Annotated in this window: 19 protein-coding genes; 9 read left to right on the top strand and 10 right to left on the bottom strand. The window is 67.5% G+C overall.

From position 1 onward, the window contains the following. Positions 1 to 147: 147 nt before the first annotated feature. The 4 genes from CR918_RS16935 (at position 148) to sppA (ending at position 5,288) form a co-directional block, all read left to right on the top strand. The gene (locus CR918_RS16935; RefSeq protein WP_033832342.1) at positions 148 to 1,149 is read left to right on the top strand and encodes a hypothetical protein; all 1,002 of its coding nucleotides are present in this window, start codon (positions 148 to 150) and stop codon (positions 1,147 to 1,149) included. Next, positions 1,142 to 1,705, top strand: a complete 564-nt coding sequence (locus CR918_RS16930; protein WP_099843853.1) for a DUF3106 domain-containing protein — start codon at positions 1,142 to 1,144, stop codon at positions 1,703 to 1,705. The genes CR918_RS16935 and CR918_RS16930 overlap by 8 nt, the downstream gene beginning before the upstream one ends. Before the next feature lie 181 nt (positions 1,706 to 1,886). After that, on the top strand, positions 1,887 to 3,251 hold the full coding sequence (locus CR918_RS16925) for an MATE family efflux transporter (RefSeq protein ID WP_032976478.1): 1,365 nt from the start codon (positions 1,887 to 1,889) through the stop codon (positions 3,249 to 3,251). Between the two features lie 114 nt (positions 3,252 to 3,365). After that, entirely contained in the window at positions 3,366 to 5,288 is a 1,923-nt protein-coding gene (sppA, locus tag CR918_RS16920) for a signal peptide peptidase SppA (protein WP_099843851.1), read from the top strand. Between the two features lie 77 nt (positions 5,289 to 5,365). Here the strand turns inward: sppA and CR918_RS16915 are convergent, their stop codons facing one another. Then, on the bottom strand, positions 5,366 to 5,569 hold the full coding sequence (locus CR918_RS16915) for a hypothetical protein (RefSeq protein ID WP_033832339.1): 204 nt from the start codon (positions 5,567 to 5,569) through the stop codon (positions 5,366 to 5,368). A 111-nt stretch (positions 5,570 to 5,680) separates the two neighbouring features. Here CR918_RS16915 and CR918_RS16910 point away from each other — a divergent pair, with 111 nt between their 5' ends. After that, positions 5,681 to 6,457 carry an SDR family oxidoreductase gene (locus tag CR918_RS16910; RefSeq protein WP_025879399.1) on the top strand — a complete coding sequence of 259 codons (777 nt, stop codon included), beginning with the start codon at positions 5,681 to 5,683 and terminating at the stop codon, positions 6,455 to 6,457. Between the two features lie 48 nt (positions 6,458 to 6,505). Here the strand turns inward: CR918_RS16910 and CR918_RS16905 are convergent, their stop codons facing one another. From CR918_RS16905 to CR918_RS16865, 9 genes are all read right to left on the bottom strand, one after another. Continuing rightward, positions 6,506 to 7,222, bottom strand: coding sequence for a hypothetical protein (locus CR918_RS16905; RefSeq protein WP_099843849.1), 717 nt, complete (start codon positions 7,220 to 7,222; stop codon positions 6,506 to 6,508). 432 nt (positions 7,223 to 7,654) lie between these two features. Continuing rightward, positions 7,655 to 8,362 (bottom strand): DUF4124 domain-containing protein, encoded by a 708-nt coding sequence (locus CR918_RS16900; RefSeq protein ID WP_099843847.1) that lies wholly within the window; start codon positions 8,360 to 8,362, stop codon positions 7,655 to 7,657. 43 nt (positions 8,363 to 8,405) lie between these two features. Next, complete coding sequence (tsaC, locus tag CR918_RS16895) at positions 8,406 to 8,966, bottom strand: L-threonylcarbamoyladenylate synthase type 1 TsaC (RefSeq protein ID WP_099843845.1); 561 nt, start codon at positions 8,964 to 8,966, stop codon at positions 8,406 to 8,408. A gap of 121 nt (positions 8,967 to 9,087) precedes the next feature. After that, positions 9,088 to 11,571, bottom strand: a complete 2,484-nt coding sequence (locus CR918_RS16890; protein WP_080149742.1) for a DNA topoisomerase I — start codon at positions 11,569 to 11,571, stop codon at positions 9,088 to 9,090. A gap of 221 nt (positions 11,572 to 11,792) precedes the next feature. Beyond that, complete coding sequence (locus CR918_RS16885; protein ID WP_059065258.1) at positions 11,793 to 12,722, bottom strand: RDD family protein; 930 nt, start codon at positions 12,720 to 12,722, stop codon at positions 11,793 to 11,795. A gap of 48 nt (positions 12,723 to 12,770) precedes the next feature. Then, positions 12,771 to 13,505, bottom strand: coding sequence for a GYF domain-containing protein (locus CR918_RS16880; RefSeq protein WP_032976674.1), 735 nt, complete (start codon positions 13,503 to 13,505; stop codon positions 12,771 to 12,773). A 39-nt stretch (positions 13,506 to 13,544) separates the two neighbouring features. Further along, the gene (locus CR918_RS16875; protein WP_025879062.1) at positions 13,545 to 14,018 is read right to left on the bottom strand and encodes a DUF494 family protein; all 474 of its coding nucleotides are present in this window, start codon (positions 14,016 to 14,018) and stop codon (positions 13,545 to 13,547) included. Positions 14,019 to 14,061: 43 nt separating this feature from the next. Next, entirely contained in the window at positions 14,062 to 15,189 is a 1,128-nt protein-coding gene (gene dprA, locus CR918_RS16870) for a DNA-processing protein DprA (protein ID WP_099843843.1), read from the bottom strand. Between the two features lie 132 nt (positions 15,190 to 15,321). Then, on the bottom strand, positions 15,322 to 16,449 hold the full coding sequence (locus CR918_RS16865; RefSeq protein WP_099843841.1) for a LysM peptidoglycan-binding domain-containing protein: 1,128 nt from the start codon (positions 16,447 to 16,449) through the stop codon (positions 15,322 to 15,324). A gap of 128 nt (positions 16,450 to 16,577) precedes the next feature. Between CR918_RS16865 and def the strand changes: the two genes are divergently transcribed. The 4 genes from def to CR918_RS16845 all read left to right on the top strand — a co-directional run bounded on the left by def (position 16,578) and on the right by CR918_RS16845 (position 21,205). Next, positions 16,578 to 17,090: a peptide deformylase gene (gene def, locus CR918_RS16860; protein ID WP_025879059.1), complete on the top strand. Its 513-nt coding sequence runs from the start codon at positions 16,578 to 16,580 to the stop codon at positions 17,088 to 17,090. A 121-nt stretch (positions 17,091 to 17,211) separates the two neighbouring features. Next, complete coding sequence (fmt, locus tag CR918_RS16855) at positions 17,212 to 18,135, top strand: methionyl-tRNA formyltransferase (protein WP_049468220.1); 924 nt, start codon at positions 17,212 to 17,214, stop codon at positions 18,133 to 18,135. 3 nt (positions 18,136 to 18,138) lie between these two features. After that, positions 18,139 to 19,470 (top strand): 16S rRNA (cytosine(967)-C(5))-methyltransferase RsmB, encoded by a 1,332-nt coding sequence (rsmB, locus tag CR918_RS16850; protein ID WP_099843840.1) that lies wholly within the window; start codon positions 18,139 to 18,141, stop codon positions 19,468 to 19,470. A gap of 22 nt (positions 19,471 to 19,492) precedes the next feature. Continuing rightward, the gene (locus tag CR918_RS16845) at positions 19,493 to 21,205 is read left to right on the top strand and encodes an ArnT family glycosyltransferase (RefSeq protein ID WP_099843839.1); all 1,713 of its coding nucleotides are present in this window, start codon (positions 19,493 to 19,495) and stop codon (positions 21,203 to 21,205) included. Positions 21,206 to 21,262: the final 57 nt, after the last annotated feature.

The raw sequence follows: 21,262 nt of genomic DNA, 5'->3' as shown, positions 1-21,262 counted from the left end.
CAGGGTGAATTCAGCCATTCACGCAGGAATCGCCCGGTTCCCGCGTGGTGCTGTGCACAACCTGCAGCAGAAACCGTCTGCAATCGCAAGTCCTGCCGGGCAGCGATGGGCTGCCGCTATCATGCCGGCAGACCTTTGGAGTGACCGATGACGGCTGTGCCCGCCCCTGTTTCCTCGACCGCGGCCGGCGCGCTGTCGGCATTTCTGCGTGGCGTCGAACGCCGTGCTCTGGTCGTGGCCGAACTGCAGTGCGGTGACCCCGCCCGTGCCGAACAGACGCTGGTGGCGGTGATGCGCGCCTTCGCCGCGGTCGCCAGCGACCTGCCGATGGCGCAGTGGCCCAGCCGCTTCTGGACCCTGCTGGGCCAGCGCCAGGCGCTGCGCGAGCCGGCCACCGGTCAGTGGCCACCGTCGCTGGCCGCGCTGGGCGAGATGGCCCCCTTGCCGCGGCTGGCCTTGCTGCTGCGGGTGGGGGGCAGCCTGGACGAGGGCATCGCCACCCGCGTTCTGGATGTCGACGAAGAAGGCTATCAGCGCCTGTTGGCCACGGCCTGCCCACGCGATGCCGATGGCCAGCCCGACGCCGCTGCATGGCGCGCTCTGGCCGAACAGGTGCAGCTGCGTGTCCGCGACCTGCCGGCCAAGCGCCTGCAGCAGCTGCAGCAACCGTCCGCGCCAGCGGCCAACAACCAGGCGCCTGCGTCCAGCTGGCGTGCACCGCCGCGCGACGAACGCGCATCTGCAAGCGGCAAGCGTCGCCGCCCCAATGCCAAGCCGCGCTGGCGTGGCCCGGTGATCCTGTTGATCACCGTGGCGGTGCTGCTGCTGGCTGCGTTGGGCTGGCGCCATTGGCAGGGCCGTGCGCTGACTGCCGATGGCCCCCTGCCCGAAGGCGTGGTGGGTGAGGCCGGGCCGGTCACCGTCGAGGCGCTGCCAGCCAGCGATGTCCGCCCCGCTGCGGGCAGCGATGCGCAGGCCAGCGAAGATGCTGCGATGCTGGCCGACCGCGATTACCCGCTGCTGGCCGAGGCCGACATGCATGCCTGGAGTGCCGCCGGCGGCCCGTTGCCGGTGGACGAGTCACAACCCAAGCCGACCCACCCGGAACCGGTCGGCGCAGCGCTGGAAACCTCTGCTGCCGATGAATAAGCTCCTCTTCGCCGGCCTGCTGCTGGCCCTGCCGCTGTCGCTGGCGGCCGCTCCGCAATCAGTGAACGTGCCGCTGCCCGCACCGTCGGCAACACCATCGGCCACGCCCACTGCCGCGGCGGCATTCGCGCAACTCGATCCCGCCCAGCAACGCCAGCGTCGCAGCGACTACGCCGCGTGGCGGGCCCTGCCGGAGGGTGAGCGCGAACGCATCCGCCAGGCCGCCGCCCGCTTCGCCGCGTTGCCGGCCGACCAGCAGCAACGCCTGCGCGCGCAGTTCCAGGCACAGGACCAAGCCTTCCGCGAAGGCTGGCGGCTGGGCCCGCAACTGGGCGCAGAATTCCCCAAGCTGCACGGCCTGTTCGGCTTCGTACCGCCGCAACAGCGCGACGCCGTGCTTGCCGTGCTGCGCCAGCTGAGTCCGTCGCAGTTGGCGCAGCTGGCCCTGGTCGCCCAGCGCACGCCGCCGCAGGAACGCGACAGCGTACGCAGCGCATTCCTGACGGTCCCCGCCGCCGAACGCGACACCTGGCTCAAGCGCCAGGCCGGCCAATAAGCGAAAAGGGGACGGAGGGAATTAAGTCGGTTTTGGCTCGACTGTGACGGATACGACTTAATTCCCTCCGTCCCCTTTATGGGGCAGTCATGGGAATGACCGCCCGGCGCGCGTAAGATGGCCGGCCGCAACCCGGTGCCTGTGCCCTTCGCGCGCAACCGTAGTTCGCGTCAAGCACCTTATGTCTACTGCAACCTCCACGCCGCGCTTCAGCAAGGAAGTCGGCGCTACCGGTCTGCTTGCCCTGCCGCTTGTGCTCGGGCACGTCTCCACCGGTCTGATCTCCTTCGTCGACAACGTGATTGCCGGCCACCATGCGACATCCACCCTGGCCGCAGTGACCATCGGCACTGCGCTGCTGTGGCTGCCGATGCTGATCCCGATTGGCACGCTGATCTCGCTCACCGCCTCGGTGTCGCAGCTGCATGGCGCCGGCCGTGAGCGCGAGATCGGCCCGCTGTTCCGGCAGGCGCTGTGGCTGGCGCTGGGCCTGGGCCTGATCATGTTCACCTTCCTCACCGTGGTGCCGCCGCTGCTGCCGGCATTCGGCATCGCCCCGGACATCGTGCCCGGCGCAACGGCCTTCCTGCATGCGGTGCGCTGGGGTGGCCCGGCGCTGACGCTGTACTTCTGCATGCGCTATCTCAGTGAAGGCATGCATTGGACGCTGCCGACCATGCTGCTCGGTTTTGGCGGCCTGCTGGTGCTGGCGCCGATGGGGTACGTGCTGGCCAACGGCAAGCTGGGCTTCCCGGAAATGGGCGCTGAAGGCCTGGGCATCGCCTCGGCGGTGATGATGTGGCTGCAGGCGATCGCCTTCGGTACCTACCTGTGGTTCACCAAGCGCTTTGCCCACCTGCAGCTGTTCTCGCACTTCGAGGGGCCGCGCTGGTCAGCGATCTGGGACCTGCTGCGCACCGGCCTGCCGATCGGCATCACCGTGCTGATGGAAGGTGGCCTGTTCATCGTCACCGCATTGCTGATTGGTCGCCTGGGCGCCAATGAAGCGGCCGCGCACCAGATCGCGATCAACGTGGCGCAGCTGTGCTTCATGATCCCGATGGGCGTGGCCGAGGCGACCACCGTGCGGGTCGGCCATGCGGTTGGCCGTGGCGATGGCTTCGGCGTGCGCCGTGCGGCGTGGGCCGGCTACGCGATCATCATGGGTACGCAGACGCTGTCGGCGGCGGCACTGCTGTTCGGCCACGACGCCATCGTCGGCGTCTACACCAACGACCTGGCCGTGGCCGGGCTGGCCTCGACCCTGCTGCTGTACGCAGCCACCTTCCAGTTCCCCGATGGCATCCAGGTGCTGTCGGCCGGCGCGCTGCGCGGCCTGAAGGACACCCGCGTGCCGATGTTCATCGCCATGTTCGCCTACTGGGGCCTGGGCATGCCGCTGGGTGCCGGGCTCGGCCTGGGCCTGGGCATGGGGCCGCAGGGCATGTGGATCGGCCTGATCGTCGGCCTGACCGCCGCCGCCATCCTGATGGGCTGGCGCCTGAGCCGCAGCAGCAAACGCATTGGCCAGTCCACGCTGGCCTGACATCACGCCGGTCCCGGGCAACCGTGACTGGCGATCCCCTGACTTGTGTCCGATGCTGCCTCACGCGGCACCGGCTATGCTGTTACCACGGCAAGAAGCCATCCGGAGTGCTCCATGAACCAACCCGTGCCGCCGCTGCCCCCGGCGAACCGCAATCCTGTCGCCAGCTTCTTCATCGGGCTGTGGGACGTGATGAATTTCACCCGCCGGTTGATCCTCAACCTGGTGTTCTTCGGCCTGTTGCTGCTGGTGCTGGTGATGTTCATCGTCGCTGCGGGCATGGGCGCAGGTGCCAGCAAGGCGCTGCAGGACCGCACCACCCTGGTGATCGCGCCGGAAGGCCGCCTGGTCGAGCAGTACAGTGCCGATCCGGTCAGCCGCGCGCTGGCCAAGGCCGTCGGTGACAACGGTGCCGAGGAAGTGCAGCTGCGCGATCTGATCCGGGTGATCGAGAGCGCGCGCGATGACAAGAAGATCGAGAGGGTGGTGCTGGAACTGGACAAGCTGCAGCCGTCCGGTTTCGCCTCGCTGCGCGAAGTGTCCGCCGCGCTGCAGGACCTGCGCGCCTCGGGCAAGCAGCTGGTGGCCTTCAGCGAGAGCATGGGGCAGTCGCAGTATCTGCTTGCCGCACAGGCCGACGAGGTCTACCTGGACCCCATGGGGTCGGTGGTGCTGGAAGGCCTGGGTCGCTACCGCCAGTATTTCCGCACCGGCCTGCAGGACAAGCTGGGCGTGGACGTGCACCTGTTCAAGGTAGGCGAGTACAAGTCGGCGGCCGAGCCGTACGTGCTCGACGCGGCGTCGCCGGCGTCCAAGGAAGCCGATCTGTTCTGGATGAACGATGTGTGGCAGCGCTACCTCGGCGATATCGCCAAGGCCCGCCGCCTGGATCCGGCACAGCTGGCGGCCGGTATCGACACCCTGCCTGAAGGCGTCGCTGCCGCCGGCGGCGACCTGGCCAAGTTCGCCCTGCAGCAGAAGCTGGTGACCGCGCTGAAGACCCGCGAGGAATTCGAGGATCTGATGATCGAGCGCGGCGTGGCCGACGAAGACGCCGACGGTGGTTTCCGCAACATCGATTTCGGCACCTACATGGCCCAGCTCGATGCGCGCCGCAACCCGGTTGATTCGCGTCCGCAGGTCGCGGTCATCGTGGCCTCCGGTGAAATCAGCGGCGGCGATCTGCCGGCCGGCCGTATCGGTGGTGAATCGACCTCGGCGCTGCTGCGTGCTGCCCGCGACGATGACGACGTCAAGGCCGTGGTGCTGCGCGTGGATTCGCCGGGCGGCGAAGTCTACGCCTCCGAGCAGATCCGTCGCGAAGTGGTGGCACTGCAGGCTGCCGGAAAGCCGGTGGTTGTGTCCATGGGTGACCTCGCTGCGTCCGGTGGTTACTGGATCAGCATGAACGCCGATCGCATCTATGCCGATCCGTCGACCATCACCGGTTCGATCGGCATCTTCGGCATGATCCCCAACTTCAGCCGTGCGCTGGACAAGTTCGGCGTGCACACCGATGGCGTCGGCACCACCCGTTTCGCCGGTGCCTTCGACGTCACCCGACCGATGGACCCGGCGGTGGGCCAGGTCATCCAGTCGGTGATCAACAAGGGCTATGCCGATTTCACCGGCCGTGTTGCCGAGGCCCGCAAGAAGCCGGTCGAGGCGATTGACGAAGTGGCCCGTGGGCGCGTCTGGAGCGGTGCGCAGGCCAAGGAGCGCGGTCTGGTCGATGCCTTCGGTGGCCTGAAGGACGCCGTGGCTGACGCTGCTGGCCGGGCCAAGCTGGGCGCGACCGACAAGTACCGTGTGCGCTACATCGAGAAGGCGGCCACGCCGTTCGCGCAGTTCGTCAGCGGCTTCGCTGGCAGCCACGTCGGCGCCTGGATGCTGGCCGATTCCGGCGTGGGCCGGATGATGCTGGCGCGAACGATGCCGGAAATCGATACGCAGCTGCGCTTCGTTGAAAATGCGGCCCGCGAGAAGGGCAACGGTGCACCGGTGAAGTCGCTGGCGTATTGCTTCTGCGGGTTCTGATGGCCCATCCACGCATGGCGTGGATCTACTGAACGCACAACGCCCGGCCTTGGCCGGGCGTTGTTGCATGCGGGGTTCTACTGCGCGTCGGCCTCTGCCTTGCGCTCGCGTTCGGCCGCCTCGTCCAGGGTCTTCTGCACGGCCTTTGCGCGGTCCAGCGGCTGATTGAACGCCTTGGCCATCGCCTGCGGTTGCGGTGGTCGTTCGGGATTGGGCGGTGCAGGGCGCTGGCACCCGGCCAGCGCGACGGCCGACAGCAGGACGGGAATCAGGACGCGCATGGCAGCTCTCCACGAGGGACGTGCAGTCAGTGTCGCATCCCGGGCGGCGGACGGTCGTGAGCGCGTATCCTTGCCGCATCGAAACACAGCGGGCGCGGCCCCGGAGGACATATGACCCAGCAACGGTGGCGCCTGGATGGGCAGACGGCCCTGATCACCGGTGCCAGCGCCGGTATCGGCCTGGCGATCGCGCATGAACTGGCCGGTCTCGGCGCCGATCTGATGATCGTCGGCCGCGACCTGGACATGCTGGAGAGTGCCCGCGACGAACTGCTGGATGTGTATCCGCAGCACCAGGTGCATGCCTTGGCCGCCGATGTGTCCGATGACGAAGATCGCCGGCAGATCCTGGACTGGGTCGAGGACCACGCCGACGGCCTGCACATTCTGGTCAACAATGCCGGTGGCAACATCACCAAGCCCGCCACGGAATATTCCGAAGACGAGTGGCGCGGCATTTTCGAGACCAATCTGTTCTCGGCGTTCGAGCTGTCGCGCTATGCGCATCCGTTGCTCGCGCGCCACGCTTCGTCGGCCATCGTCAACGTCGGCAGCGTGTCCGGCCTGACCCATGTGCGCAGCGGCGTGGTCTATGGCATGACCAAGGCGGCGATGCACCAGATGACCCGCAACCTCGCGGTGGAGTGGGCCGAGGACGGCATCCGGGTCAATGCAGTAGCGCCGTGGTACATCCGGACCCGTCGCACGTCCGGCCCGCTGTCCGATACCGACTACTACGAGGAAGTGATCGGACGCACGCCGATGCGGCGCATCGGTGAGCCGGAGGAAGTGGCCTCGGCCGTGGGCTTCCTGTGCCTGCCGGCATCGAGCTATGTCACCGGCGAATGCATCGCGGTGGATGGCGGCTTCCTGCGATACGGGTTCTGACGGGACCGCCCGCTGCGGATGGAGGCATCCACGGCGGGCGTGGATGCTCTACTTCGGTACGGGGCAGTCGCTGGCTTCCAGCACGGCCTGCAGGCGTTCGCGTTCGCCGCGCGCTGCCGGTTGGTTTTCGGGCGCAGCAAAGCGCTCGCGACCGCGTGCATCGCGGAAGCGCTGCTGCCAGCTGCCGCAGCGCTGCGCTTCGGCCACTTCAGTGCAGCGGTCCCGGACCACCTCGCAGCTGGCGGCGTTCACCGGTGTCGCTCCGCCCAGGCCCTGCACGTTCAACAGTTCGCAGCGGCCTGGTGCAGCCTCGTACTCATGCAGGTACGAGCTTCCCTCGCTGCTGAGGCATTGATAGATCGCCGGCAGCGGTGGCTTTGACGGTGTGTTGCCATCCCCCGACGTGGTGTCGCTCGAACGTGGCAGCACCGCGCTGTCGAGTATGGCGTCGCCGCCTTCGCGCTCGACCATGCGTGCTTCCATGATCGTTCGGCCCTCACGTGGCTGCGTCGCGGCAGGCTCGACGGCGACGTCCACGGACGGCATCGCTGCAGGCGGGGGAGCGGGGCTGTTCTGCACCGGTACGATCGGCGCCGTCGGCGAAGGCGCCGGGACACGCTGGATTTCCTGCCGGGTGCCGGCGGGGCAGGGGGTGCGTTGCAACGTAGGAACATCGCTGCTGCCCATGCAGCGGTAGATCACCATGTCGTCGGCCAACGCGTTGCCGGGCAACAGGCCCATGGCCAGCCAGATCAGTCTTCTCATGCGAGCAGCCTACAGCGGTGGTCCATGCCCCGGTAGTTGCCAACCTTGGTTGGCACCGTTGTTTGCCAGTGCCCACCAAGGTGGGCATTTACCAAAGCGGGGGCATGGCCCCCAGCGCAGGGCTCAGATGCCCCGGTAGTTGCCAACCTTGGTTGGCACCGCTGTTTGCCAGTGCCCACCAAGGTGGGCGTCTACCAAAGCGGGGGGATAGCCCCCAGCGCAGGGCTCAGATGCCCCGGTAGTTGCCAACCTTGGTTGGCACCGTTGTTTGCCAGTGCCCACCAAGGTGGGCGTCTACCAAAGCGGGGGCATAGCCCCCAGCGCAGGGCTCAGATGCCCCGGTAGTTGCCAACCTTGGTTGGCACCGCTGTTTGCCAGTGCCCACCAAGGTGGGCATCTACCAAAGAGGGGGTACCGTCCCCAGCACAGGGCTCAGCCGCCGCAGTCCTGCGCCAGCCGCGCGTCGATGCCACGCTGCTCCTTGCTGATCGCGGTGCGCTCGCTCTGCAGCGCGCTGTTGTAACGCCGGTCCAGTTCCCAGCGACGATCACGCAGGCGTGCGCACACTTCCTGCGGGGGCAGGGCGTGGCAGGTATCGCGCACCAGGATGTTGCCGGCAGGCACGTTGACACCGACGCCCACTGACGGCGGGCGATACACCGCAGGCCCGCCGCCGATGGGGGGACCGAGGGTGTTGCCGCTGCCGGCCGGACGCGGCCCCGGATGCGGTCCGGGGTACGCACCGCCAGGATGACCATGCGGGTACCAGACCGTGGTCCACAGCGGCACCCAGCGCGGATTCCCTTCGTTGTTGTCGCTGGTGTAACGGTCGCCGTCTTCACTCACGCATTCGTACATCGGCTGTGGCGGCTGGATGTAGACATGGCGCACCTCGCGCTCGCGCATCGCTGGCGTCTGCACCGGTGCGGGCGGCGCGGCCTCGGTGCTGACCACCCGTGGCGGCGGGTCGCGCGGCCGTTGCAGGTCGCGCACTTGCTGGCGGCCGGTCGTGCAGGGCTTGTCCTGCAGCGCGACGGCACCATTGCTGCCGACGCAGCGGTAGACCCGCACGTCGTCGGCGGCAAGGGCCGGCAACGACAGCAGCAGGGCCAGAGACAGGACAGCGCGCAGCAGGGTCATGGGCGCAGCGTGCGCGATCGGCAACGCCGACGCAATGGACCTGTCAGGAGCGCAGTACGTTGCCACTGAGCGCGTCGCGGATCGGCGTGGGTTGGGCCAGGCCGCCGGTCTGCCCATCGAGGATGCCGTCGAGCAGGCGCAGCAGGCGTGGGTCCAGTTCTTCGCGGCTGCGCGCGGGGGGCTCGCCGGCAAGGTTGGCGCTGGTTGATACCAGGGGGCCACCCCAGGCCTGGCACAGCGCTGCGACCAGCGGGTGCGCGCTGATGCGTACCGCGATGCCGCTGTGTTCGCCGGTGATCCAGCCGGGCGCGCGGGTACCGGCGGGCAGGATCCAGGTGTTGGCGCCGGGCCAGCTGGCGAGCACTGCGCGCTGGCGTGCATCGGGCAGCGCCTGCAGGCGCACCCAGCCCTGCAGCTGCGACAGGTCAGCGGCCACCAGGATCATGCCTTTCTCGATCGGGCGCTGCTTCAGTCGCAGCAGCGTGTGCACCGCTGCCTCGTGCGCAGGATCGCAACCCAGGCCCCAGACCGCTTCGGTCGGGTAGGCAATCACCCCGCCACTGCGGAGCGTGGCGACTGCGGCGTCCAGTGTGAGTTCTTTCATGGCGGCGACCGGGCCCGGCGTGGGCCTTCATTATCCCCCCGCTGCGTGCAGAGCGGGTGGAGCGGTGGGGGCGGACCGTGGGTCCGCTCACCGTGGCAGATCATCCACGCATGGCGTGGATCTACTTGGCCGCCTTCTTGACGGCCTTCTTTGCCGGTGCCTTCTTGGCCACGGCCTTCTTCGCAGCCGCCTTCTTGGCCGGCGCCTTCTTGGCAGCAGCCTTCTTCGGCGCGGCTTCCTTCTTCACTGCCGCCTTCTTTGCCGGTGCCTTCTTGGCGGCGGCCTTCTTGGCGCCGAAGCCCTTGCGCACCGGCTTGCCGGTTTCTTCCATCAACTGCTGCACCTCGGCCAGGGTCAGCGATGCCGGTTCACGATCCTTGGGGATCTTGCCGTTCATCTTGCCGTCGCTGATGTACGGGCCGAAACGACCGTTCAGCACCTGGATGTCGCTGCCCTCGAACTCCTTGATGATCCGGTTGCGCGCGATTTCTTCCTTCTCTTCGATCAGGAACACGGCGCGGGCCAGGTCGATGGTGTACGGGTCGTCTTCCTTCTTCAGCGAAGCGTAGGTGCTGCCGCGCTTGGCGAACGGGCCGAAGCGGCCGATGCCGACGCTGACGTCCTCGCCCTTGTCCTCACCCAGCGCGCGCGGCATCAGGAACAGTTCCAGCGCGTCTTCCAGGGAAATGGTGTGCATCGACTGGCCCGGCCGCAGCGAGGCGAACTTGGGCTTGTCCTCGGCATCCTCGGCGGTGCTGCCGATGGCCGCGTACGGCCCGAACCGGCCCAGGCGCACGCTGACCGGCTTGCCGGTCTTCGGGTCGGTACCCAGCTCGCGCGCACCACTGGCCTCGGCACGGTCGACCGATTCCTTCTTGTCTTCGACCAGTTCCTTGAACGGTCCCCAGAAGCGCGACATCAGCGGAATCCACTCTTCCTCGCCACGCGAGACGGCATCGAGCTCGTCCTCCAGCTTGGCGGTGAAGTCGTAGTCGACGTACTGGGTGAAGTGGCTGGACAGGAACTTGGACACCGCACGGCCGACATCGGACGGGCGGAAGCTGCGGCCTTCCATTTCCACGTACTTGCGGAACAGCAGGGTCTGGATGATCGAGGCGTAGGTCGAAGGACGACCGATGCCGTACTCTTCCAGCGCCTTCACCAGCGCCGCTTCAGTGAAGCGCGGCGGCGGCTGGGTGAAGTGCTGGTCGGCCACGATGCGCTCCAGCGGCACGCGGTCGCCCGGCTTCATCGCCGGCAGCTTGCGGCCTTCATCGTCATCCTCGGCGCTCTTGCTGTCCTTGCCTTCCTCGTACACGGCCAGGAAGCCGGGCACCACCACCGTGGTGCCGCTGGCGCGGAACACATGTTCGCTGCCGGCCGACAGGTCCACGCTGACGGTGTTGAGCGTTGCCGGGATCATCTGGCAGGCCACTGCACGCTTCCAGATCAGCTCGTACAGCTTGCGCTCGTCGTCGGTCAGGAACCGCGCGACCTGGGCCGGGGTGCGCAGTGCCGAGGTCGGGCGCACCGCTTCGTGCGCTTCCTGGGCGTTCTTGGACTTGGTCTGGTAGGTGTTGGGCTGGTCGGGCAGCGAGGCGATGCCGTAATCACGGGCAATCACGTCGCGGATTTCGGCCAGCGCGTCCTGCGACAGGTTCACCGAGTCGGTACGCATGTACGAGATCAGGCCGACCGTGCCTTCGTCGCCGCCGATGTCCACGCCTTCGTACAGCTTCTGCGCGACCTGCATGGTCTTGCGCGTGGTGAAACCGAGCTTGCGCGAAGCTTCCTGCTGCAGCGTGGAAGTGGTGAACGGCGGCGCGGGGCGGCGCTTGCGCTCCTTGCTGGCCACGTCGGTGACATGCAGGGCGCCCTGCGCGGCCTGCTGGATGCGCAGGCGGGCGGCCTCGGCGGTGTCGCCGTCGGTGACGGTGAACTGCTCGAACTTCTGCCCGTCCAGCTTGACCAGCTTGGCGTTGAAGTGCTGCGAGGGATGCGCGCACTCGGCGGCGATCGACCAGTACTCGCGGGCGATGAAGGCTTCGATCTCTTCCTCGCGCTCGACGATCATGCGCAGCGCCGGGCTCTGCACGCGGCCTGCCGACAGGCCGCGCTGGACCTTGCGCCACAGCACCGGCGACAGGTTGAAACCGACCAGGTAGTCCAGCGCGCGGCGCGCCTGCTGGGCATCGACCAGGTCGCTGGCGATCTCGCGCGGCTGGCTGATCGCTTCCTTGATCGCGCGCGGGGTGATCTCGGTGAACACCACGCGCTGCATCGGCTTGTCCTTGACCAGCCCGCGCTCCTTCAGGATCTCGGCGATATGCCAGCTGATCGCTTCACCCTCGCGATCCGGGTCGGTCGCCAGCAGGATGTCGTCGGCGCCCTTTGCGGCCTTGGCGATCGCATCGACATGCTTTTCGTTCTTCTCGATCACGTCGTAATGCATGGCGAACCCGTTGTCCGGGTCAACCGCGCCTTCCTTCGGGATCAGGTCACGCACGTGCCCATACGAGGCCAGGACCGTGTAGTCCTTGCCGAGGTATTTGTTGATCGTCTTGGCTTTGGCCGGCGATTCAACGATGAGCAGGTGCTTGGGCATGGCAGCAGGGTCTGTGGGTAAGCCGCGGGGAAGGGCCGCTAGGGTGGAGCAAACGGCCGCATTAGTGAAGCGGCCACGGGCAAATCAATAAACTGAACGCCCGGGACTGTGCCGGGCGTTCAGGTTTCACCTTATTAGAGGAATCACGCCCGGCCTGCCATTGTCAAGCAGGGGGCGTGAGGATGGCCGTCCGCGACGGCGCATTGGCCCTCGATCCGCGATCACGACGCCATGTTGGCGATGACGCCGACGGCGAAGATGATCGCGGCGAAACCGGCCAGCATCAGCAGGCCGCCCAGCACCAGGATCACGATGGTCACCGTGCCCATCTCGCGGCGCTGCAGCTGCGGCTGGTCGGTATAGGCCCAGCGGTCGACCACCACCGTGTCGCAGATCAGGTCATGCAGGCCCTGCTTGCGCTCGGTGAAGGCGGCCATCAGGTAGCCGATGCACAGTGTCAGGCCACTGAGGATGGTGGCGAAATAGCGGCCGATGCTGCGGCCCAGGGTCAGGCGATCGCCATTGCCGCGCACGACCTTGATGCCGATGGCCATCTTGCCGAGGGTGGCACCGCCGCGGGAGGCATGGAACCAGCCGTAGTAAGCGGCGGCGATGAACAGGCCGGCCAGGCCACTGATCAGCTGGGTGACCACTTCAACCGCTGTTTCGCCGCTGCCGGCAGCGCCCATGCCCGCGCCGAGCACGAAGCCCAGTACGCCACCGACCACGCCGCTGGGAATCAGCAGGACGAAGTAGTCGATCAGGTAGGCGGCAAAGCGCTTCCAGAAGCCGGCGTAGACCACCTCGCCGCCCTGCACCGGCTGCGAATAGTCACTGCCGCCCGCGCCGGGCGCGGTGTACGGCGAACTGCTGAGGGCGCCGGTGCCCGGCAGGGGCGCGGTGCCGTTGTCGATCGCGGCGTAGTCGTTGCGCAGGTCGAAGCCACCGGTGGCGGTGGACGTGCTGGCATCGGCCAGGGTCTGCAGGCCCAGCTCTTCCACCATCTGCCGCAGCGGCGCCCACTGCCCCATGCCTTCGCGCCAGACCAGGGTGTCCAGGTTCAACTGGCCACGCTGGAAGCGCTGGCGGATCTCGGTGACCTCCAGCGGTCCCTGGCGTTGCTGTCCTTCGGCGTAGTACCACTCAGTCATTGCATGTCCCCTGTTGGGTCGTCCTTGGTGGGTTGCCCGATGCGCGGCTCAGCCGCGGCATTGCGTGGGCAGATACTTGTCGTCGCTTTCGCCGCTGCATTCCCAGCGCCCGCTGTCGCGGTCGTATTCGAGCCAGAGCAGGTCGCCATCCTGGCTCTTGCCGGGAACCGCCAGCGTCGCTTCGATGCCGCAGTGGCCATTGTTGAAGCGGCCGATATGCACGGCCGACAGGCCCTGGCCTGCGAATTCGTCCGCCGCCGGGAAGCCGGCGTCGTTGGCGCCCGGGCAGCGGCCCTGGTCATCGGCGAAGTGCTGGACCTTGTCCTTCAGCGGCTGCAGCACGGTGACCGCGCCGGCGACCTTGGCCTTGATGGTGTAGTCGTTGTAGGCCGGCAGGGCGATCGCGGCCAGGATGGCCAGGATCGGCACCACCACCAGCAGTGCGACGCCGCCGATGATGGCGGTCAACGCGCAGCCGGACAGGCCCTTCTTCGCGACCGGGGCAGCGTCCATCGGCGTGGTCGCGTACGGAGAGGCGGGGGGAAGGGTGGGCGGCAGAGGGGCGGCAGGCGGCGGCGGTGGTGCCGTGGCGGCTGCATCAACGGCAGGCACGATCAGGCCCAGTTCGTCGACCACGTTGCGCAACGGCTGCCATTGCGGCAAGCCGTCGCGCCATACGAGGGTGTCCAGGGTGATCTGGTTGCTGCGGAACAGCTCGATCAACTGTTCCGAGGGCAACGGGCCTTGCTGGCGGTTGCCTTCGGCATGGAACCACTCACTCACGGGGACGCTCCTGAATGCGCACGGTCCCCAAGTGTACGGTCAGTGCAGGGGTTCTGGCTCGTCCACGAACATCTGCGTTTCCATCCAGGCGTAGGCCGCCTCGGCGCCGGGCTGGTTGAACAGCACCATCAGCACGACCCATTTCAGGTCGTCCAGGTCCAGTTCGTCCTGGTCCAGGGCCATCGCCCGGTCCAGCACCAGCTCGCGCTGGCCGGCATCGAGGATGCCGTGCTGTTCCAGGTACAGCAGGAAACCACGGCACTCCACGTCAAGCTTGTCCAGCTCCGGGCCGTGATAGATGCGCACCGGGCCATCGACCCGGGCCTGGGCCGCGCTTGGGCGCTGCGCTGCCAGGGCATCGAGCCATTCGAATGCCTTGTTGATCTCAGTGGGGCTGAAACCGGCCTGGATCAGGCCATTCTGCAGTGAGTCGCGGTCACGGATCAGGTCCGCATCTTCGCTGAAATAGTGTTCAAACAGGTACAACAGTACATCCAGGATGCTCTCTTTCATTGCCCCTCGGCCTGCGTCGCGCGACGCTGTGGAGGTGAAGAAACTAGGGACGTCGACAGTAGCGGCCGTGTACGCACACCACGATCCCCGCAAGTTCCATGACCAGCAGCATGGAGGACACCTCCGACGCCGTCAATCCACACTGCGTGATCAGTGAATCCATACTGATTGGGTCGTGCTCCAGCACCCGCCACAAGCGCTGGTAGTCAGCGTCGTTCGCCCAGCATGCCGGCAGGTCCGCCGGCGCTGCCTGTTCAGTGGGGGTGGCAAGCCGGGTTTGCAAGCCCGGAAGCTGGTGACGCAGTGCCGGGGCCAGCAGTTCCAGCACTTCTTCGGGCCGTTCGACCAGGGCAACCCCTTCACGGATGAGCCGGTGGCAGCCGGCGGCGCGCGGATTGAGTACCGAACCGGGTATCGCGCAGACCTCGCGGCCGGCTTCGGCTGCCAGCCGGGCGGTGATCAGGGCGCCCGAGCGTTGTGCGGCCTCGACCACCACCGTGGCCAGGGCCAACCCGGCCACCAGCCGGTTGCGCGCGGGGAAGTGACCCGGCCGTGCGGGCGTACCTGGCAGGTACTCGCTGAGCACCGCGCCGTCGGTGGCGATTCTTGCCTGCAGGCGGGCATGGCTGGTGGGATAGGCGCGGTCCGGGCCAGTGCCTATCACCGCGAGGGTGCAGCCGCCTGCCTCCAGCGCCGCCTGGTGGGCGGCCGCATCGATGCCTGCCGCCAATCCACTGGTCACCGCCAGCCCGGCCTCGACGAAGCAGGTGGCAAACCGGGCGGCCAGGGCACGACCGGCGGGGGTGGGTGAACGGCTGCCGACCAGTGCCACCGCAGGACGCCAGGCGATGGTCGGATCGCCGGCAACGAACAGCGCCAGGGGCGGATTGGGTGCATCAAGCAGGAGGGGCGGGAAGGCTGGATCGTTGCAGGCCAGCAGATGATGATCAGGCTGCTGCAGCCAGCGCTGCGCAAGCGCGAGGGCGCGGGTGTCGGGACGCTCCAGCGCAGCGCATTGTTCCGGTGTGCAGCCGTGGGCCCGCCAGCCTGCAACACCGAGCGCCAACGCTGCATCCGCATTGCCGGTGGTCTGCAGCAGCGCGCGCCTGGGTGCCAGGGAACCAGCCGCGATCAACAGGCGCAGCAGCGCCTCATGTCCATGCTCAGTCATCCCCCGACTATCGGCCTCACGCAACAAAGGCGCCCTAGGGCGCCTTCGCGTATTGCTGTCAGGGTATCCCGGAGGTTGCCGGCCGATGCGGCCGGCACTCCCTGCCGAGGCCGGGCGGGGCCCGGCGCCGGATCATTTCGCGTCCGGATGCAGCGCGCTGTAACCCACACGCACCGGCTTCACACCCTGCATCACCAACGCATAGCTGACGTTGTCGAAGGTGCGGAAGACCATGGCATGCGCGGCGTACTCATCCGGCAGGCTGACCCGGCCGGCGCCGGTGCTGATCGAGTCGTCCATGCGAGAGGAACCCGGGAACTTCATCCGGTGCGCCACGTGGCTGCCATGGCGCCACAGCGAGAACACGGTGCCGTTGTCCACGCCCTGGGCGCGACCAGCGGAAATCGCGATCACATCGCGCGGGCCGCCGGTAGTGAACATATCGGTGACTGCCAGCACGCGTACATCCACGCCTTCCACGCCGGCGGCGGGGACATGCGGGAAGAACTGCAGGTCGTACGGCGTGGCCTCGACCGGCACCAGACGGTCGCCGGCACGCACTTCACGGCCGCCACTGGCGTTGTCCAGGACCAGGGTTGACGCTTCGGTCTTGCCGCCAGCCACCTGGGTGATGGTGCCGGTGCCGACCTGTGCCAGCTCGTAACCCAGCACGCCGCGGCGGTGGTTGGGTGCGCTGAACGCCTTCCAGAGATTGCCGCTGCCCGGGGTGACGTCGCCGTTGGCGGTCAGGTCCTCGGTGGGCTTGGGCTGGGCGTAGCGCACGGTCGGGCGGACCACGGCCCAGCGCTGCCCGACCTGGGCGTCGGCCAGGCGCACATAGGCGGTCTGCCCACCGGTGGCGCGCAGGCGGTTGTCTTCCAGGCCGACCACATAGGGCAGCTGTTCGATGCTGTCGACCACGCTGAGCTGCTTCAGGAACGGCTCGACCTGGGCCAGCGGCACGCCGGTTACCGGGGCTTCCTGGCGCGGGCCGGGCTGGGCCGTCACGCGGTCCAGGTAGGCCAGGCTGAGGACGTCACCGGGATAGATCAGGTGTGGATTGGCGACCTGCGGATTGGCCTGCCATATCTCCGGCCACAGCCATGGTTTCTGCAGGAATCGTCCTGCGATGTCCCACAGGGTGTCCCCTTTGCGGACCACATAGGTGTCCGGGTGCCCGCCATTCACTTCCACGGCGGTAGCATAGGCAGCCACGGTCAGCATCGCCGCGGCGACGACCGTACGAAAACGAAGCAACATAGGTGTGAAGCCCTGATTCCCCAACAGGTTCGCGCACTATAGTCCAGAAACCGGGGCGCAAGGCAAGCGTTGGAGCTAGAATCTGCGACGTATGCCGGCGTACCCCGGCCCCAACCCCGGAAACTGCCATGGCTTTACTCCCCATCCTTGAGTTCCCCGATCCGCGCCTGCGTACCAAGGCTGCGTTGATCGATGCCGCCGAAGTGACCACGCCGGCGTTCCAGGAGCTGCTCGACAACATGTTCGAGACCATGTACGACGCCCCGGGCATCGGCCTGGCTGCCAGCCAGGTAGACGTGCACCAGCGCTTCATGGTCATCGACGTGAGCGAAGAAAAGAACGAGCCGCGCGTCTTCATCAACCCGGAAATCGTCGCCAAGGACGGGGGCCAGGTGTACCAGGAAGGCTGCCTGTCGGTGCCCGGCATCTTCGCCGACGTGACCCGTGCCGACACCATCACCGTCAAGTTCCTGGATCGCCAGGGGCAGCCGCAGGAGTTGACCACCGACGGCCTGCTGGCGGTCTGCGTGCAGCACGAGATGGACCATCTGGACGGCAAGCTGTTCATCGATTACCTGTCGCCGCTGAAGCGCGAGATGGTCCGCAAGAAGCTGGCCAAGCAGCGCAAGCACGTGGCGTGATCGCTGCTCCGGGCCGCCCTTCGGGGTGGCCCGCGCCTGCGCGTGACGCGCGGGCTGCATGGCGCCGGCCGACGGCGCCGTTTTTTTTCCTGCACGATTTCATCCTGCAAGTGGGGTTGCCATGAGGATTGTCTTTGCCGGTACGCCGGAATTCGCGGTGTCGTCGCTGCGCGCGGCCGCGCGTCATCACGAGGTGGTGGCTGTCTATACCCAGCCCGATCGCCCTGCCGGTCGCGGCCGTGGTCTGGCGCCTTCGCCGGTCAAGCTGGAAGCGGTCGCCCGTGGCATCCCCGTGTACCAGCCGGAAACGCTGAAGGACGAAGCGGCCCAGCAGCAGCTGCGTGACCTGCAGCCGGACCTGATGGTGGTGGTGGCCTATGGCCTGATCCTGCCCAAGGCGGTGCTGACCATTCCGACCCACGGTTGCTGGAACGTGCATGGTTCGCTGCTGCCGCGCTGGCGTGGCGCCGCACCGATCCAGCGCGCCATCCAGGCCGGTGACAGCAAGACCGGCATCTGCCTGATGCAGATGGAAGCCGGCCTGGATACGGGCCCGGTGCTGCTGCACCAGGAGCTGCCGATCGCCGCTACCGATACCGGTGGCCAGCTGCACGACAAGCTGGCCGAGCTTGGCGCACAGGTGCTGTCCGATGGGCTGGGCCTGCTGCGCGCCGGCATCAAGCCGATCGCACGGCCGCAGCCGGAGCAGGGCGTGACATACGCGCACAAGCTGGACAAGGCCGAGGCAAAACTTGACTGGGCGCAGGACGCAGAAGCGCTGGCGCGCACGGTGCGTGCATTCAATCCGTGGCCGATTGCCGAGGCACTGCTGGCCGGTGAGCGCGTGCGCATCCATGGCGCGGTGGCGCTGGATGTGGCGCATGGCCAGGCGCCGGGTACGGTGCTGGCCGCTGGCCGCGAGGGCATCGACATCGCCTGCGGGCAGGGCGCGTTGCGCCTGCGCGTGCTGCAGCGCGAAGGCGGCAAGGCAATCACCGCTGCCGACTACCTCAATGCGCGCCGTGATCTGCGCGTGGGGGTTTGACGGGTGAGCAAGGCAAACGATTTTTCCATCGCCAAGGCGGCGCCGGGCGCGGCCACCCGCATGCTGGCTGCGCGCGTGCTTGCGCAGGTGTTTACCCGCGGTCGTTCGCTCAAGGCGGAACTGGCCTGGGCGCTGCCGAAGCTGGCCGACACCCGCGACCGCGCGCTGCTTGAAGCGTTGTGCTTTGCGGTGCTGCGTCGTCGCAGCACCTATGACGCCGCCCTGCAGGGATGGATGCAGAAGCCGCTGTCCGCGCGCGACGCCGACCTGCGCACGCTGCTGATGGTGGGCTTCGCCCAGTTGGATGTGCTGGCCCTGCCGGCCCATGCGGCGCTGTCGGCCACGGTCGACGCTGCGCGCGCACTCGGCCGTGAGCGCCAGGCTGGCCTGGTCAATGCGATCCTGCGCCGCGCCCAGCGCGAGGGTTTCCCCGAACAACCTGCACGCGACGCATTTCCGGCCTGGCTGGCCGAGGCCGTCGAGCGCGACTGGCCGGCACAGGCCGAAGCGATCTTCGCCGCCAGCCTGCAGCCGGCGCCGCTGTGGCTGCGTGCCAACCGCCAGCAGGGCGGGCGCGACAAGATGATGGCGGCCCTGGCCGAGGCGGGCATTGCCGCCGAAGCCAGCGCGCTGAGCGCCGATGCGCTGCGACTGGCCGTGCCGGTTCCGGTGAACCAGCTGCCCGGCTTCGGCGAAGGCCTGCTGTCGGTGCAGGATCTGTCGGCGCAGTGTGCAGCCGACGCGCTGGCGCCGCCGGCCGGCAGCCGCGTGCTTGACGCCTGTGCCGCCCCGGGCGGCAAGTCGGCGCACCTGCTCGAGCGAGACCCCAGCCTGCGATTGCTGGCGCTGGATATCGATGCCCGTCGTCTGGCGCGCGCCAGGGATACGTTCGCCCGCACCGGTGTGGGCGAAGGCGCCCAGGTCCTGGTGGCCGATGCCAGCGATCCGGGGGCATGGTGGGACGGCGTTCCGTTCGACGCGATCCTGCTGGACGCACCGTGCTCGGCCACCGGCGTCATCCGCCGGCAACCGGACGTGATGTTCCATCGCCGTGCGGAAGACATCGATGCGCTGGTCGGCATCCAGGCCCGCCTGCTGGAAGCCTGCTGGTCGATGCTGCGCCCCGGTGGTGTGTTGCTGTATGCCACCTGCTCGATCCTGCGCGCGGAAAACGTCGATCAGGTAAAGGGCTTCCTGAAATGGCACGCGGATGCGGAAGCGGTCGCGCTGGATGACGCATTTGGTCTGGATTGTGACGGTATTGCTCGCCAGCGCCTGCCCGGTGAAAACGATGCTGACGGATTTTTCTACGCGCGTCTGCTAAAAAAGGGCTGACCCAACCGCTGTCCGAGCCCCCATGCTGAAAACCCGTGCGTCACGCCAGACATGGCTGTTCGTTGTGATGGCCCTGTTGGTGTTGGGTGCCGGGCTGGGACTACGCGATCCCTGGCCCTCGGACGAACCGCGCTTCGCCCTGGTCGCCAAGCAGATGGTGGACAGCGGCGACTGGCTGTTCCCGCACCGTGGGCTGGAGCTGTACTCGGACAAGCCGCCGATGCTGATGTGGTGGCAGGCCACGCTGTACAGCGTGATCGGCAACTGGCGCGTAGCGTTCCTGCTGCCTTCGCTGATCGCTGCACTGGGCACGCTGTGGTGCGTGGTCGACCTCGGGCGGCGCCTGTGGACACGCCAGGTCGGCCTGTACGCTGGCTGGGCGCTGCTGTTCGCCCTGCAGTTCACCTTCCAGGCGAAGAAGGCGCAGATCGACCCGCTGGTGGTGTTGTTCATCACCCTGGCCAACTATGGCCTGCTTCGCCACCTGTTGCTGGGGCCTGCCTGGCGCTGGTGGTGGCTGGGCTGGTTCTTTGCCGGCATCGGGGTGATCACCAAGGGCGTGGGCGTGATCGCGCTGCTGATGATCGTGCCAGCGGTGATCGGTTCGGCCCTGCACTGGCCACGGGTGCGACTGCATGCGCGCGACCTGCGCTTCTGGCTGGCGCCGCTGGCATTCGTGCTGGCCGTCGCGCTGTGGCTGGTGCCCATGGTGATGACCGCGCTGGCCACCCGTTCCGGCGAATACCTGGCCTACATGGACGACATCCTGTTTCGGCAGACCGCCAAGCGCTATGCGCAATCGTGGGACCACCACCAGCCATGGTGGTACTTCCTGGGCACCATGCCGTCGATGTGGATTCCGGCCTTCCTGGCGGTGCCGTGGGCGATCCCCGCCTGGCGGCGCCGGCTGCAGCGCCGGGATGCGCGCTATCTGTTGCTGCTGGGCTGGTGGGCGCTGATCGTGCTGTTCTTCTCGATCCCCAATGGCAAGCGCGACGTCTACATCCTGCCGGCGCTGCCGATGTTCTGCCTGGCACTGGCGCCGTTGCTGCCGGGGCTGCTGCGCCGGCGCGATGTGCAATGGCTGCTGGGCGCGTTCACCCTGCTGCTGTCGCTGGGGACGTTGGCCGCGGGGTTGTCTGCCCTGCTGGGCAAGCCCGGCTTCGAAGTGCGGCTGATGCAGACGCGGGGCATCGGCAATGGCGAAATGAACGCCCTGGCTTGGGCGGCGATGGCGATGGGCGGCTGGGGTATGGCCAGCCTGCTGCTGTTCGGGCGCGGCCGCCGTCAACTGGCGCTGGTTTCGACTCTCACTGCGGTGTGGGTGCTGTACAGCCTGATCGGCTATCCGCTGCTGAATGATTCAAGTTCCGCCCGCGGCCTGATGCGGCACACCGGCCAGCGTATCGGCGCCGATGCGGAGCTGGGACTGGTGGCCTGGAAAGAGCAGAATCTGCTGATGGCCGACCGCCCGGCAGCCACCTTCGGTTTCAACGAGCCTTGGGATGCGCAGCTGGCTGCGGCCGTGGAATGGCAGCAGTTGGCGCCCCGGCGCCGCTGGTTGCTGGTCCACGAAGACGCGCTGTTGCCCTGCATCGACCGCAACCACGCCGAGTTGGCCGGGATCGCCAACCGCCGCCGCTGGTGGCTGGTACCGGCTGCTGCCGTGCAGGGCCGCTGCGTGGCCAGCGCGGAGGAACGCGAACGTGAACGACGGCTGCAACGTGAGGAATAACCATCCTGGCCCGTGCTTGTCCAGACTGCCCAAGCGACAGCAAAGGCAGTAAAACGT

The organism is Stenotrophomonas indicatrix (assembly GCF_002750975.1).
GTDB classification, from domain to species: Bacteria; Pseudomonadota; Gammaproteobacteria; order Xanthomonadales; family Xanthomonadaceae; genus Stenotrophomonas; species Stenotrophomonas indicatrix.
The sequence above is the reverse complement of the archived record's forward strand: the minus strand, read 5'-3'. Positions and strand labels throughout refer to the sequence as shown.

Bases quoted from the DNA above. Each gene is read 5' to 3' on its own strand.
- def (WP_025879059.1), top strand. From the start codon at position 16,578: ATGGCTTTACTCCCCATCCTTGAGTTCCCCGATCCGCGCCTGCGTACC.
- CR918_RS16900 (WP_099843847.1), bottom strand. From the start codon at position 8,362: ATGACCCTGCTGCGCGCTGTCCTGTCTCTGGCCCTGCTGCTGTCGTTG.
- CR918_RS16865 (WP_099843841.1), bottom strand. From the start codon at position 16,449: ATGTTGCTTCGTTTTCGTACGGTCGTCGCCGCGGCGATGCTGACCGTG.
- CR918_RS16935 (WP_033832342.1), top strand. From the start codon at position 148: ATGACGGCTGTGCCCGCCCCTGTTTCCTCGACCGCGGCCGGCGCGCTG.
- dprA (WP_099843843.1), bottom strand. From the start codon at position 15,189: ATGACTGAGCATGGACATGAGGCGCTGCTGCGCCTGTTGATCGCGGCT.
- CR918_RS16930 (WP_099843853.1), top strand. From the start codon at position 1,142: ATGAATAAGCTCCTCTTCGCCGGCCTGCTGCTGGCCCTGCCGCTGTCG.
- CR918_RS16905 (WP_099843849.1), bottom strand. From the start codon at position 7,222: ATGAGAAGACTGATCTGGCTGGCCATGGGCCTGTTGCCCGGCAACGCG.
- CR918_RS16915 (WP_033832339.1), bottom strand. From the start codon at position 5,569: ATGCGCGTCCTGATTCCCGTCCTGCTGTCGGCCGTCGCGCTGGCCGGG.
- CR918_RS16845 (WP_099843839.1), top strand. From the start codon at position 19,493: ATGCTGAAAACCCGTGCGTCACGCCAGACATGGCTGTTCGTTGTGATG.
- CR918_RS16925 (WP_032976478.1), top strand. From the start codon at position 1,887: ATGTCTACTGCAACCTCCACGCCGCGCTTCAGCAAGGAAGTCGGCGCT.
- CR918_RS16875 (WP_025879062.1), bottom strand. From the start codon at position 14,018: ATGAAAGAGAGCATCCTGGATGTACTGTTGTACCTGTTTGAACACTAT.
- tsaC (WP_099843845.1), bottom strand. From the start codon at position 8,966: ATGAAAGAACTCACACTGGACGCCGCAGTCGCCACGCTCCGCAGTGGC.
- sppA (WP_099843851.1), top strand. From the start codon at position 3,366: ATGAACCAACCCGTGCCGCCGCTGCCCCCGGCGAACCGCAATCCTGTC.
- CR918_RS16885 (WP_059065258.1), bottom strand. From the start codon at position 12,722: ATGACTGAGTGGTACTACGCCGAAGGACAGCAACGCCAGGGACCGCTG.
- CR918_RS16910 (WP_025879399.1), top strand. From the start codon at position 5,681: ATGACCCAGCAACGGTGGCGCCTGGATGGGCAGACGGCCCTGATCACC.
- CR918_RS16890 (WP_080149742.1), bottom strand. From the start codon at position 11,571: ATGCCCAAGCACCTGCTCATCGTTGAATCGCCGGCCAAAGCCAAGACG.
- fmt (WP_049468220.1), top strand. From the start codon at position 17,212: ATGAGGATTGTCTTTGCCGGTACGCCGGAATTCGCGGTGTCGTCGCTG.